The 13,163-nt window shown below is 56.8% G+C and carries 13 protein-coding genes; 10 read left to right on the top strand and 3 right to left on the bottom strand.

The genetic code is table 11. The features are described 5' to 3' along the window. Genes mepA through NKJ21_RS16100 form a run of 4 tightly spaced genes read left to right on the top strand, consistent with a single transcriptional unit; the run spans nt 1 to nt 2,495 of the window. Nucleotides 1–825 carry a penicillin-insensitive murein endopeptidase gene (mepA, locus tag NKJ21_RS16115; RefSeq protein ID WP_008803910.1) on the top strand — a complete coding sequence of 275 codons (825 nt, stop codon included), beginning with the start codon at nt 1–3 and terminating at the stop codon, nt 823–825. Then, entirely contained in the window at nt 825–1,634 is an 810-nt protein-coding gene (locus tag NKJ21_RS16110) for a sulfite exporter TauE/SafE family protein (RefSeq protein ID WP_008803911.1), read from the top strand. Before mepA ends, NKJ21_RS16110 begins: the two co-directional genes overlap by 1 nt. Beyond that, nucleotides 1,634–2,182 carry an elongation factor P hydroxylase gene (locus NKJ21_RS16105; RefSeq protein WP_012540963.1) on the top strand — a complete coding sequence of 183 codons (549 nt, stop codon included), beginning with the start codon at nt 1,634–1,636 and terminating at the stop codon, nt 2,180–2,182. The genes NKJ21_RS16110 and NKJ21_RS16105 overlap by 1 nt, the downstream gene beginning before the upstream one ends. A 31-nt stretch (nt 2,183–2,213) precedes the next feature. Continuing rightward, complete coding sequence (locus tag NKJ21_RS16100; protein ID WP_008803913.1) at nt 2,214–2,495, top strand: YfcL family protein; 282 nt, start codon at nt 2,214–2,216, stop codon at nt 2,493–2,495. 61 nt (nt 2,496–2,556) lie between these two features. Here NKJ21_RS16100 and mnmC read toward each other — a convergent pair whose 3' ends face one another. Continuing rightward, the gene (mnmC, locus tag NKJ21_RS16095; RefSeq protein WP_038422740.1) at nt 2,557–4,545 is read right to left on the bottom strand and encodes a bifunctional tRNA (5-methylaminomethyl-2-thiouridine)(34)-methyltransferase MnmD/FAD-dependent 5-carboxymethylaminomethyl-2-thiouridine(34) oxidoreductase MnmC; all 1,989 of its coding nucleotides are present in this window, start codon (nt 4,543–4,545) and stop codon (nt 2,557–2,559) included. A gap of 158 nt (nt 4,546–4,703) precedes the next feature. Between mnmC and fabB the strand changes: the two genes are divergently transcribed. Both fabB and NKJ21_RS16085 read left to right on the top strand, forming a co-directional pair. Next, entirely contained in the window at nt 4,704–5,924 is a 1,221-nt protein-coding gene (gene fabB, locus NKJ21_RS16090) for a beta-ketoacyl-ACP synthase I (protein ID WP_008803915.1), read from the top strand. A 209-nt stretch (nt 5,925–6,133) separates the two neighbouring features. Continuing rightward, a complete protein-coding gene (locus tag NKJ21_RS16085) occupies nt 6,134–7,315 on the top strand; it encodes an MFS transporter (RefSeq protein ID WP_012540965.1) in 1,182 nt (393 codons plus the stop codon). A 1-nt stretch (nt 7,316) separates the two neighbouring features. Here the strand turns inward: NKJ21_RS16085 and NKJ21_RS16080 are convergent, their stop codons facing one another. Continuing rightward, nucleotides 7,317–8,054: a GntR family transcriptional regulator gene (locus NKJ21_RS16080; protein ID WP_012540966.1), complete on the bottom strand. Its 738-nt coding sequence runs from the start codon at nt 8,052–8,054 to the stop codon at nt 7,317–7,319. Nucleotides 8,055–8,249: 195 nt separating this feature from the next. Here NKJ21_RS16080 and NKJ21_RS16075 point away from each other — a divergent pair, with 195 nt between their 5' ends. From NKJ21_RS16075 to NKJ21_RS16060, 4 genes are all read left to right on the top strand, one after another. Further along, nucleotides 8,250–8,564 carry a PTS sugar transporter subunit IIB gene (locus NKJ21_RS16075; protein WP_008803918.1) on the top strand — a complete coding sequence of 105 codons (315 nt, stop codon included), beginning with the start codon at nt 8,250–8,252 and terminating at the stop codon, nt 8,562–8,564. Between the two features lie 108 nt (nt 8,565–8,672). Further along, nucleotides 8,673–10,019 carry a PTS sugar transporter subunit IIC gene (locus tag NKJ21_RS16070; RefSeq protein WP_016161599.1) on the top strand — a complete coding sequence of 449 codons (1,347 nt, stop codon included), beginning with the start codon at nt 8,673–8,675 and terminating at the stop codon, nt 10,017–10,019. Then, nucleotides 10,006–10,317, top strand: a complete 312-nt coding sequence (locus NKJ21_RS16065) for a PTS lactose/cellobiose transporter subunit IIA (RefSeq protein ID WP_016161598.1) — start codon at nt 10,006–10,008, stop codon at nt 10,315–10,317. The genes NKJ21_RS16070 and NKJ21_RS16065 overlap by 14 nt, the downstream gene beginning before the upstream one ends. Before the next feature lie 60 nt (nt 10,318–10,377). Then, nucleotides 10,378–12,051 (top strand): carbohydrate porin, encoded by a 1,674-nt coding sequence (locus NKJ21_RS16060; RefSeq protein ID WP_254732997.1) that lies wholly within the window; start codon nt 10,378–10,380, stop codon nt 12,049–12,051. A 58-nt stretch (nt 12,052–12,109) separates the two neighbouring features. Here the strand turns inward: NKJ21_RS16060 and flk are convergent, their stop codons facing one another. Beyond that, nucleotides 12,110–13,090 carry a flagella biosynthesis regulator Flk gene (flk, locus tag NKJ21_RS16055; protein WP_008803922.1) on the bottom strand — a complete coding sequence of 327 codons (981 nt, stop codon included), beginning with the start codon at nt 13,088–13,090 and terminating at the stop codon, nt 12,110–12,112. Nucleotides 13,091–13,163: the final 73 nt, after the last annotated feature.

Here is a 13,163-nt window from a genome sequence, read left to right as displayed (position 1 = left end):
ATGAAAAACACCGTTATCGCACTGCTCGCGCTGCTGGCCAGCGCCGGTAGCCTGGCCGCGACGCCATGGCAGAAAATATCCCAGCCGATCGGCGGCAGTGCCCAGTCAATCGGCGCATTTTCCAATGGCTGTATCGTGGGCGCCGAGGCGCTCCCTCTGAGCGCCACCGGCTATCAGGTGATGCGTACCGATCAGCGTCGCTACTTCGGTCATCCGGATCTGGTTCAGTTTATTCAGCGCCTGAGTAATCAGGTGCACAATAAAGGAATGGGAACCGTGCTGATTGGCGACATGGGGATGCCGGCGGGCGGGCGCTTTAACGGCGGTCACGCCAGTCACCAGACGGGCCTGGATGTCGATATTTTCCTCCAGCTGCCGCAAACGCGCTGGACATCGTCTCAGTTGTTGAAGCCGCAGGCGCTGGATCTGGTCGCCAGCGACGGCAAGCATGTGGTGCCGTCGCTGTGGAGCCCGCAAATCAGCCAACTGATCAAGCTGGCGGCGGAAGATAGCGAGGTCACCCGTATTTTCGTCAACCCGGCGATTAAACAGCAACTGTGCCTGGACGCGGGCAGCGACCGCCAGTGGCTGCGTAAAGTCCGTCCCTGGTTCCAGCATCGCGCTCATATGCACGTCCGACTGCGTTGCCCGGCGGGAAGTCTGGAGTGCGAGGATCAGGCGCCACCGCCGCCCGGCGATGGCTGCGGAGCGGAGCTGCAGAGCTGGTTCGAACCACCTAAACCCGGGTCTACCCCCCCTGTGAAGAAGACGCCGCCGCCGCTGCCGCCTTCCTGCCAGGCGCTACTGGATGAGCATGTGCTGTAATGGATAGTTTTATCGAGTTGTTTGCCGTATCGCCGTTGGTGCTGGTGGTACTCTTCTTTGTCGCCATCCTGGCCGGTTTTATTGACTCACTGGCCGGAGGCGGGGGCTTATTGACTGTCCCTGCACTGATGGCGGCCGGCATGCCGCCAGCGCAGGCGCTGGCGACCAATAAGCTGCAGGCCTGCGGCGGGTCGCTATCGGCGACCCTCTATTTTGTCCGCCGTAAGGTGGTCAGCCTCGCCGATCAGAAGCTGAATATTCTGATGACCTTTATCGGCTCAACCGCTGGTGCGCTGCTGGTCCAGCACGTCCAGTCCGATATTCTTAAGCAGATCCTGCCGTTGCTGGTGATCGGCATCGGTCTCTATTTTCTGCTGATGCCGAAACTGGGCGAAGCGGACCGGCAGCGTCGGCTGTACGGTCTGCCGTTTGCGCTGGTTGCTGGCGGCAGCGTAGGATTCTACGACGGCTTTTTTGGCCCCGGCGCCGGTTCGTTTTATGCACTGGCTTTTGTCACCCTGGCCGGATTTAACCTGGCGAAGTCGACGGCCCATGCCAAGCTGCTGAACGCGACCTCAAACGTCGGCGGTCTGCTGCTGTTTATCATCGGCGGGAAGGTCATCTGGGCCACCGGCTTTGTGATGATGGCCGGCCAGTTTATTGGCGCTCGCGCCGGCTCCCGGCTGGTGCTGAGTAAAGGGCAGTCGCTGATCCGGCCGATGATCGTTATCGTCTCGGCGGTGATGAGCGCGAAGCTTCTCTATGACAGCCACGGGGCTGAGATTTTGCAGTGGTTGGGAATTCATTAATGCAACAGCAACACCATTATCAGCAACTGATTGACCTTTTCGACAGTTGCTTTGCCGAAGAATTTAATACTCGCCTGGTAAAAGGCGACGATGAGCCGATCTACCTTCCGGCCGATGACGACACGCCCTATCACCGTATCGTGTTTGCGCACGGGTTTTTTGCCAGCGCCCTGCACGAGATTTCTCACTGGTGTGTCGCCGGCAAAGCGCGCCGCGAACGAGTCGATTTTGGCTACTGGTACTGCCCGGATGGCCGCGATGCGATGACTCAAAGCCAGTTTGAGGACGTCGAGGTGAAACCGCAGGCCTATGAGTGGCTGTTCTGCGTGGCGGCGGGATTTCCGTTTAACGTCAGCTGTGACAATCTGGAAGGAGACGTTGAGCCCGATCGCATCGCCTTCCAGCGCCGGGTTCATGCTCGGGTAATGACTTTGCTTGAACAAGGGATCCCCGAACGTCCGGCGCGTTTTATTCGCGCATTGCAACATTATTATCAAACGCCGACATTGACGGCGGAACACTTTCCGTGGCCGGAAGACCTGCACTAAGGCCACACATTACATGACAAGAGGTAAGATGATGATCGCGGAGTTTGAATCACGCATTCTGGCGCTGATTGACAACATGGTAGACCACGCCAGTGATGATGAATTGTTTGCCGGCGGTTATCTGCGCGGCCACCTGACGCTGGCGGTGGCTGAGCTGGAAGGTGAGGGCGAGCATTCTGCTGAAGCGGTAAACAGTAAGGTCAGCCAGAGCCTGGAGAAGGCCATCAGCGCTGGCGAACTGTCGCCGCCGGACCAAATTCTGGTGCAGGGGATGTGGCATAACCTGTATCAACAGGCGAAAAATCAGGCCTGAGCCATATTGTAGCCCGGGTCAGGCGTCAGCCGTACCCGGGAAATTGCCTGCCCTCGTGGTTTTATTTCACCGCTTTTCCCTTCAGCAGTTTTCTCACCCACAGCCGATTCGGATTCAGCGCCGCCAGAGTATCGCTATCCAGCGGCAGCGGTTCACCGCTCATCTGCGCCGCCAGCAGCTCAGCGCTTAACGGCGCGGTGCAAAGTCCGCGCGATCCGAGCGCCCCAAGCATAAACAGGTTGTGACAGACCGGCGCGCGACCGGCGTGATCCTGCTGTTCGTGGAGGCTGGCGTATTGCGTCAATGTTGCCTCATAGTCTGGCACGTTGCCGACCATTGGCAGGTGATCGCGGGTGGCGCAGCGCACGCCGCAGCGGGCGGCATTGGCGCTGATATCCACGTCCAGCGTCCACTCCGCGTTCGGGAAACAGTCGATCAACCGTTGCCGGTTGTGCTGCTGATCTTCCTCGCTGAAGGTGGTGTCGGTCTTCCCGCGATGGTAGCTGGCGCCAATACAGTGCTGCTGATTTTGCGGATTATGCGGCGTCAGGTAGCCATCGTAGCACAGCACCTGGCGCAGGGCGGAAAGCCGCGGGGTGGTAGGTATATGACTGACCTGGCCGCCAACAGGGTAGACCGGCAGCTGCGCGGTTTGCGCAAAATCCGCGATGCTGTGGCCGTTCGCCAGCACCACCGCCTGATGATTGCGCTGCTGATTGAGCAGCCAGCCATCGCCCTCCGCGCTGAGCGTTTCAACGTGATAACCATAGTGCACGTGCAGTCCGCGAGTGGCCGCCAGCGCCAGCAATTCGGCGGTGAGCTGCTGCGGGCACAGCCAGCCGCCGGCCGGATAAGTGATGCCGCCGCAGCCGGTATCGACGCCGGTCAACCCGACAACCTGTTCCGCCGTCACCGCGCAGGCGATGTCCGGGGGTAAATTCAGCGCCAGCATCTGGGCGATTTTGTGCGCGCTTTTTTCATCCCAGCCGAGCTGGGTGACACCGCACCATTGATGATCGAACATCACCGGCAGCGCGTCATACATTCGGCGGGCGAAGGTAAAGGCTGCCGGGAAAAAGCGCGCCAGCGCCGGATCGTGCTGGCTTAACAGCGGATACAGCGCACCCTGGCGATTGCCGGAGGCGCCCTGCGCCGGGGCGTCGTCGGCGCAGTAGAGGGTCACCTGCCAGCCGCGGCGCAGCAGCGCGAGGGAGAGCAGGGCGCTGGCGATCCCGCCGCCGATGATGGCTACCTCGCGGGCATCGCTGCTACTGCGAGCGAACCAGGGGACGCGCGCAGGAAAGCTCAGCGTTTGCGCCATCTCGCCGGTCAGCATCTCCCGCTTGCGGCCGAAGCCTTTGCTTTTACGCATGGTAAAGCCGGCCTCCTGCAGGCCGCGGCGGACAAACCCTGCGGAGGTAAAGGTGGCCAGCGTCCCGCCGGGCCGCGCCAGACGTGCCATGGCATTGAACAGATCCTGGGTCCACATGTCGGGATTTTTGGCCGGGGCAAAGCCGTCAAGAAACCAGGCGTCCACCTGCTGGTTCAGCGAATCATCCAGCTCCCTGGTCAGCTCATTGATATCGCCAAACCACAAATCGAGCGTCACCCGCCCGCCGTCGAGCAGCAGACGATGGCATCCGCCGAAGGCCGACGGCCATTGCGCCTGCAGCTGGTGCGCCCACGGAGCCAGCTCTGGCCAGCGCTGGTGCGCCAGGCGGAGATCCTCAGCCTTCAGCGGATATTTTTCAAAACTGATGAAATGTAACCTTTGCAGGGTAACGTCCGGGTTATCACGAACAAAAACGTCAAACGCCTGCCACAGGGTGAGGAAATTGAGCCCGGTACCGAAGCCGCTCTCCGCGACGATCATCAGCGGGCGAGGGTGGCTGGCGAAACGCTCCGGCAGGCGATTTCCACCGAGAAAAACGTAGCGAGTCTCTTCCAGACCGTTGTCATTGGAAAAGTAAACATCGTCGAAATCTCGGGAAACAGGTGTACCCTCAGCGTTGAATTCCAGGTTGGCGGGTTGTATGGCGTTTTGTTTCACGTAAGTTACTCGAATCACAAGGCGTAGCACGATCTTAACGATGTGTGCCTGAGGGCGCAAATTTATACACAAAATGTCTGATCGGACTTGTTCGGCGTACAAGTGTACGCTATTGTGCGACACGAAACTTAAAATAGTGCGACTTACAGAGGTATTTAATGAAACGTGCAGTGATTACTGGCTTGGGCATCGTTTCCAGCATCGGTAATAACCAGCAGGAAGTCCTGGCATCTCTGCGTGAAGGACGTTCAGGGATCACTTTCTCTCAGGAGCTTAAAGATTCAGGGATGCGCAGCCACGTATGGGGCAACGTCAAACTGGATACCACTGGCCTCATTGACCGCAAAGTAGTGCGCTTTATGAGCGACGCTTCTATCTATGCTTACCTGTCCATGGAACAGGCCGTTGCCGACGCAGGTCTGGCGCCGGAAGCATACCAGAGCAACCCGCGTGTTGGCCTGATCGCAGGCTCCGGCGGCGGCTCCCCGAAATTCCAGGTCTTCGGCGCTGATGCCATGCGTAGCCCGCGTGGTCTGAAAGCCGTGGGCCCGTATGTAGTCACGAAAGCGATGGCTTCCGGCGTTTCCGCCTGCCTCGCTACGCCGTTCAAAATCCACGGCGTTAACTACTCCATCAGCTCGGCCTGCGCCACTTCCGCCCATTGTATTGGTAACGCGGTAGAGCAGATCCAGCTGGGCAAACAGGACATCGTCTTTGCCGGCGGCGGCGAAGAGCTGTGCTGGGAAATGGCCTGCGAGTTCGACGCCATGGGCGCACTGTCCACCAAATACAACGACACCCCGGAAAAAGCGTCCCGTACTTATGATGCGAACCGTGATGGCTTCGTTATCGCCGGCGGCGGCGGTATGGTCGTGGTGGAAGAACTGGAACACGCCCTGGCGCGTGGCGCGCACATCTATGCCGAAATCGTCGGTTACGGCGCAACTTCCGATGGCGCGGACATGGTCGCCCCGTCTGGTGAAGGCGCAGTGCGCTGCATGCAGATGGCGATGCACGGTGTTGATACGCCGATCGATTACCTGAACTCCCACGGTACGTCTACTCCGGTCGGCGACGTGAAAGAGCTGGGCGCCATCCGCGAAGTGTTCGGCGACAACAGCCCGGCTATCTCGGCAACCAAAGCGATGACCGGCCACTCGCTGGGCGCGGCGGGCGTACAGGAAGCCATCTACTCCCTGCTGATGCTGGAGCACGGCTTTATCGCGCCGAGCATTAACGTCGAAGAGCTGGACGAGCAGGCTGCCGGCCTGAACATCGTCACCAAACCGACTGACGCTAAGCTGACCACCGTGATGTCCAACAGCTTCGGCTTCGGCGGCACCAACGCCACGCTGGTGATGCGTAAATACAACGCCTAATCAGCATGCGAAGTGCAGAGGGGAGCCACCGGCTCCCCTTTTTCGTTATCTTGACAGGGTAAGGGCCAGCAGGCACACTGCTGGCGGATCCATTAGTCTCTCCACTAATGCGTAAGCGTTTAACGTCAACCAACGCGCCTTAACCCTGATAATCAGGTGGAGGGGGCGTGTCGCTTTGCTCGCCTTACTCTGCGAATCTGGAGTAATGCATGTCCGCAGTTACTGAAACAACATCCCATTCTTCGGCGAATTTTTCGCTTTTCCGTATTACGTTTGCCGTCTTTTTGACCTATATGACTGTTGGTTTGCCGCTGCCGGTGATCCCGCTCTTTGTCCATCAGGAGCTGGGATTTGGCAACACCGTGGTTGGCGTGGCGGTAGGGATCCAGTTCCTCGCCACCGTTCTGACCCGCGGCTACGCCGGGCGCCTGGCAGACCAGTACGGCGCTAAACGCTCCGTCCTGCAAGGGATGCTGGCCTGCGCCCTTGCGGGCGCGGCATGGCTGGCCGCTGCGCTGTTGCCGTTGCCGGTGCTCGCCAGGCTTGGCCTGCTGCTGCTGGGCCGCCTGATCCTCGGGTTTGGCGAAAGCCAGCTGCTGACCGGTAACCTGAGCTGGGGGATGGGGCTGGTGGGGCCGGCCCGCTCCGGCAAAGTGATGTCATGGAATGGCATGGCGATGTACGGTTCGCTGGCGGTGGGCGCCCCGCTGGGATTATTGATCTATAGCCATTTCGGCGTGGCGGTGCTGGCCTGCGTCACCATGGGATTACCGCTCGTTGCCTGGCTTATTAACGGTACCGTGCGCAAAGTGGCGGCTCACGGTGGCGAGCGGCCTTCATTATGGAGCGTCATCGGCATGATCTGGCGGCCAGGCATTGGCCTGGGCCTGCAGGGCGTTGGTTTTGCGGTGATCGGCACCTTCGTTTCCCTCTATTTCGCCAGCCATAGCTGGCCGATGGCCGGCTTTACCCTGACGGCGTTTGGCGGCGCCTTCGTCGTGATGCGTATTCTGTTTGGCTGGATGCCGGACCGGTTTGGCGGCGTCAGGGTGGCGATGGTTTCGCTGATGATAGAGGCGGTTGGTCTGACCCTGCTGGGGCTGGCGCCGAATGCCTGGCTGGCGCTGGCCGGTGCGGCGCTAACCGGATGCGGTTGCTCACTGATTTTCCCGTCGCTCGGCGTGGAGGTGGTGAAGCGCGTCCCGGCGCAGGTGCGCGGCACCGCGCTCGGCGGCTATGCGGCCTTTCAGGACATCTCCTATGGCCTGACCGGGCCGCTGACCGGCCTGCTGGCGACCTCGCTGGGCTACTCGTCGGTGTTCCTTGCCGGCGCCCTCTGTGCGGCGCTGGGGATCCTCGTCACCCTCGTCTCTTTTCGCCGCCAGGGTTAAGTTATTGTCCGGTCTTGCTTGCGGGCAGACCGGACGCCGTCTGTCGCGGCAGATAATACTTCACCTGGAATTCAAACATATTGGTATACAGAATGGAATAATCGATAGGCTGGTGGTGTTCATCAATCGCCTGCGTCTGCATGCGGATAATCGGATCTTTAGCGCTGATATGCAGGAGGGTTGCCAGCTCAGGCGTTGGGAGCACCGGCACTATTGATTCGTAACATCCATTTATTCTTACTCCACATTCGTTTTCTATATATGAAAACTTCGATTTCTTCATATGCGCGATGGTCAGATCGGGAAAACGGGTCGCGGAGAGCCAGGTTTCTTCTAATTGCATGGCAATATTATCGATAAAACGTAATCTCTTAGCATAATATACCGCTTCGCCATGCTGCAATTGCAGTCCACGGGCAATTTCCTCCGACGCTGGCTGTAACTCGAATTTGAGGATCTGGCTGGAGGGCGTTTTCCCCTGATTACGGGCAATTTCGGTAAAACTGTCTAAGTGTGTCACCGACGCCTGGAAATGCTTATTTCTAATCCATGTACCTGAGCCATGTCGGCGTTCGATTAAACCATCCTCTTCCAGGGTTTTCAGCGCCTTACGTAACGTATTGCGTGAAACATCATAAAGTTCTGCCAACTCTTTTTCGGCCGGCAGAAGATCGCCAATGTTGTAAAACGGGCTATTAATTTTGTTTTTAAGCAAATTGACGATATTTTTGTAAACCACTTTTGAACCTCCACAATCCCTTTGGAAACATGGGTTTGCTAACGTATGTTGTTAAATACAGGGCAAGACGTTCATTTTTTGCTTTGCTTCTGCACCACTTTGGTATGGCTAACTGTGATCAAAACCGCGGTTAAGAAAATTAACAATTATTAAAGTGCTCGTCAATTGAGGTCATAAATAAAACAGGAAGGGGTAATGCAAAATATATTATTAGTATGTGCGGCGGGAATGTCGACCAGTATGCTGGTGAAACGCATGCAGGAGCAGGCTGAAAATATTAAGGCTCAGGTTAATATCAATGCGCTGGCCATTTCTGAAGCTAAAGAAAAAATTAAGAACAATGAAGTAGATGTCGTCCTTTTGGGACCACAGGTCCGCTTTCAAAAAAAGGAAATAGAAGAGGTGGCTCAGGGAAAAATACCCGTGGCGGTGATTGATATGAAATATTATGGGCAAATGGACGGTAAAGCTGTTCTGGAAAGTGCGCTGGCATTATTGGCAAACCAATAGTTTTCTCATTTATCCCCGTTATCGTGTGGGTACTTTCGTTGCTGCCCTGGGCTGCTGCGGCTAAAAAACACGATGACGTTAATAAATTATTATGAATAAGGGTTCGTCATGAGTTTCATGGATACCTTTGAGCGCGGCATGGAAAAAATCCTCGTGCCTGTCGCGATTAAGTTAAATTCTCAGATCCACGTTTCAGCGATTCGCGATGCGTTTATTCTTTCGTTTCCCATCGTCATGGCCAGTTCGCTGATTATTCTTATAAACTTTGCTATTTTGTCGCCTGACGGATTTATCGCCAGTATTCTGCATTTAGGGGCGATATTCCCCCACCTCGCGGAGGCGCAGCAGATTTTCACCCCGGTAATGAACGGTTCGGTCAATATTATGGCGATATTGATCACCTTTCTGGTGGCGCGCAATATGGCGATCAGCTATCAGCAGGACGATCTCCTGTGCGGCCTGACGGCGATCGGCGCCTTTTTTGTGGTGTACACGCCTTATACCATCATCGATGGCCAGGCCTATCTGGCGACCAAATATCTTGGCCCGCAGGGGTTGTTTGTGGCGATTATCGTCGCGCTGATTTCCAGTGAAGTCTTTTGCCGCCTGGCGCGCAACCCAAGGGTGACCATCACGATGCCGGCTGCGGTGCCGCCGGCGGTGGCGCGTTCCTTTAAGGTGTTGTTGCCGATTTTCTTCGTGATGATCTTCTTTTCGATCCTCAACTATCTGTTGACGCGTATTTCGCCTAACGGTCTTAACGATCTGATCTATACCCTTATTCAGGCCCCGCTGAAGGATATGGGGACCAACATCGTGACGGTTCTGGTGCTGGGGCTGGTGGCGAATTTCCTGTGGGTGCTGGGGATCCATGGGCCGAACACCGTGGCCGCCATCCGCGAGACCATCTTCTCGGAAGCCAACCTCGAAAATCTCTCCTATGCCGCCTCGCATGGCAGCACCTGGGGAGCGCCGTACCCCATCACATGGACTGGCATCAACGATGCGTTTGCCAACTGCGGCGGGTCGGGTATGACGCTGGGCCTGTTACTGGCCATCTTTATTGCCTCCCGGCGCAAAGACTACCGTGACCTGGCAAAAATGGCCTTCGTGCCGGGCCTGTTTAACATCAATGAACCGGTGATGTTTGGCCTGCCGATTGTGCTTAACCCTATCCTGGTGATCCCGTTTATTCTGGTGCCATTTGTGAATTCACTGATCGGTTATTTCTTTATTAGCATGGAGTTTATTCCGCCGATTGCTTACGCCGTACCCTGGACCACGCCCGGGCCGCTTATCGCCTTCTTTGGCACTGGCGGCAACTGGCTGGCGCTGTTTGTCGGCATTTTGTGTCTCGCGGTTTCAACATTGATTTACTTACCGTTTGTGATTGCCGCCAACAAGGTCAATACCGCGGCGGCGACGGATCAGGAGGATGGCGATGTTTGCAGATGAAAGTACGGTCATGGAGTTGCTGATTTATGCCGGTCAGGCGCGCTCAGACGCCATGGAGGCGATTGCCGCCTCCCGGCAGCGGGAATGGGAGCGGGCAGCGGATTTGATGGCCAGCTCGGAAGCGGCCTGTCGGGCAGCGCATCAGATCCAAACGGCGTTGATAGGTGAGGACGAAGGCTGCGGAAAAATCACCGTTAACCTTATTCTGGTGCACGCCCAGGATCACTTAATGACCGCGATGCTGTGCCAGGATTTAGCCAAAGAAATTATTGCCCTGCGCCAGGAGCGCTCTGCCTGATTTACCCGCCTTCAGCCGTTCTGGCTGAAGGCCAATTATAACAATATGTAAAGGTACCCTATGTATTCAAGTCAATTGAAGGTGAGCTTATTGTCTTTATCGGTACTGCTGGCTATTTCGACAAGTGATGTGATGGCGGCTAAATTAACCATCGAACAGCGTCTGGAATTACTGGAGTCTGAACTTTCGGCGAATAAAAAAGAGCTACAAAAAACGCAATCACAATTATCGACCTATAAAGGTAAGGTGGCCGAATTACAAAAAAGTATTAAGGAGAATGAAAAACGTCATGTCACGACGGGTTATCCAACAGCAACGTCGCCGGTGGCGGAAAATATAGCCAATGAAAATAATGAACTGAGTAAAAAAGCGGCCCCGGTGCAGGTGAAAGCCACTCAGCAGGTGGCGGTTATTGATACCGAAGGCCAGAAGCCGAAACTGGAAAGCGTCACCCTGAAGGACATCAGTAAATTTGTTAAAGATGATATTGGCTTTAGCTACCAGGGGTACTTCCGTTCCGGCTGGGGAACATCAAATCACGGATCGTCGCAGACCTACGCCCCCGGCTCGCTGGGTCGTTTCGGTAATGAAATGAGTGGCTGGTTCGACTTAACATTGAATCAGCGGGTCTATAACCAGGATGGCAAAACGGCGAATGCCGTTGTGACTTACGACGGTAACGTCGGCGAGCAGTATAACGACGCCTGGTTTGGTGGCAAAGATAACGACAGCATTTTGCAGTTTAGTGATATTTACCTGACCACCAAAGGTTTCCTGCCGTTCGCGCCAGAGGCGGATTTCTGGGTCGGCAAACATAAACTGCCCGAGTATGAAATTCAGATGCTGGACTGGAAGTCACTGACCACCGACGTTGCGGCCGGGGTCGGGATCCAGAACTGGGCGCTGGGGGTTGGTCAGCTGGATGCGTCCGTCAGCCGGAACGATGTCGACGTATATTCACGAGATTTCACACAAACCACTCAGATGAACACCAACTCAGTCGACCTGCGCTATCGCAATATTCCCCTGTGGCAGTCGGGGTCTCTGTCGCTAATGGGCAAATATGCGTTCGCGAATAAAAATGACGAGCAGGAGAGAAACGAGGATAACAACAGCTACTTCCGGTTCAAAGATACCTGGATGGCCACCGCCATTATTCGTCAGGAGCTGGAGCGCAAGGGCTTTAACGAATTTACGCTGCAGGTGGCGAACAACTCGTACGCCAGCAGTTTAGCCAACTTCTCCGGCGCCAGTAACTCCATGGCCAGCGGACGCTATTACTATGGTGATCATACCAACGGCGTGGCCTGGCGTCTGATCTCGCAGGGGGAAATGTATCTCGCCGATCGCATTATCATGGCCAATTCGCTGGTGTGGGCCCATGGCAATGATGTGTATAGCTATGAAAGCGGAGCGCACAGCGATTTCGACAGCCTGCGCGCGGTGATCCGCCCGGCGTGGATATGGGACACCTGGAACCAGACCGGGGTCGAGCTGGGGTGGTTTACCCAGAAAAACAACACCCGTCAGGGCGACGATCTGCAGGAGTCAGCGTATAAAACGACGCTGTACCATGCGCTGAAGGTTGGGCCGAGCCTGCTGGGGTCACGTCCTGAAATTCGCTTTTATGGTACGTATATCAATATTCTCGATAACCAGTTGTCGCAGTTTGCGTTCAACGACGACAGCAAAGATGAGTTTATGGTTGGCGTTCAGGCCGAGGTGTGGTGGTAACCGGCAAATCACTTAACGGGCGCCCGCATGAGGCGGGCGCGCTTTCCTACGGTGTGGGCTACAGCAGGAGCCAAAGCAGGAGGAGCAGGATCAGCACACCGCCCAGCGCCAGCGACCACGGCTTAGCGGCCCATGCTCGCGTCGGCGCGGGCTCTTCCTGCGGGATGGCCAGCGTCTCCTGGGCGCGGGCTACCCGCAGCACAAACACCTTGTTCAACAGCGCCAGGATCTGCGCTGGGCTCAGCGTCGTCTGCGGGGTGACCTGCCAGCTGCGACGGGCAAAGTCGACAATCTTTTGCCATTCTGCGGCCTCCAGCGGCTGCTTGAGCGCACCCTGCAGCGAGGTGAGCGTGGGCGCGCTTTGCGCACTCAGCGTTTGCCGCGCCTGCAGCCAGTATGAAAGCGGCGTGAAGTGCGTCGCCGGGATAAGCTCTCCGGATTTGACGCCGCAAAGTTCCAGCATGGATTGCCAAATCAGCTTGCTCGGTTCGCCGGTGGCAGCCGCCAGCTTAGTCACCAGCTGATTGAGCGTGTTGTGCTCGGCCGGCAACAGCGGGCGCAGGGTCGGCGGGCGCTGCTGCGGCTGCGGGATCGATAGCTGGCCGCGCTGCAGCAGGTGCAGAATGTTCTCCAGCTGCGGCTGGCTTAGCGCATGCAGCGCCGTTTGCCCATAATGTTGACGAATATAATCGCTGACCGCCTGACGGTTATTGCCCTGACCCAGCAGATCGCTGAGCTGCGCCAGCGTCTGGCGATGATGATGATTGTCCTGAGCGGCGGCTAAACGCTGATTGAGACTGGCCTCCGCGGCGCTGAAATGGCAGGCCAGCAGCGGCGTGTCGCCTTTCAGTCCGAGATCATGCTTGACGCAGGCCCACACTTCCGCATTCTGCTGCGAGGTCAGCGCCACCAGGCGCGTGATCAGTCGCTCCAGGACGGTGCGTTGCTGCATGGAAAGCGAAGGTTCGCCGGTGGCGGCAGTGCCTGATGGACCTCGCCCCGGAGGGCGGTCTGGCATATCTGCAAGGGGGTGCGTCATGATTCATCCTTTCGATATCGCGGTGCTGGAACCAGGTGATGAGTATGCCTGGCGGCCAGATTATGGCACACTT

The organism is Klebsiella sp. SWET4 (genome assembly GCF_024296565.1).
Classification (GTDB): Bacteria; Pseudomonadota; Gammaproteobacteria; order Enterobacterales; family Enterobacteriaceae; genus Klebsiella; species Klebsiella variicola.
This window is presented reverse-complemented; position numbering and strand designations above follow the sequence as displayed.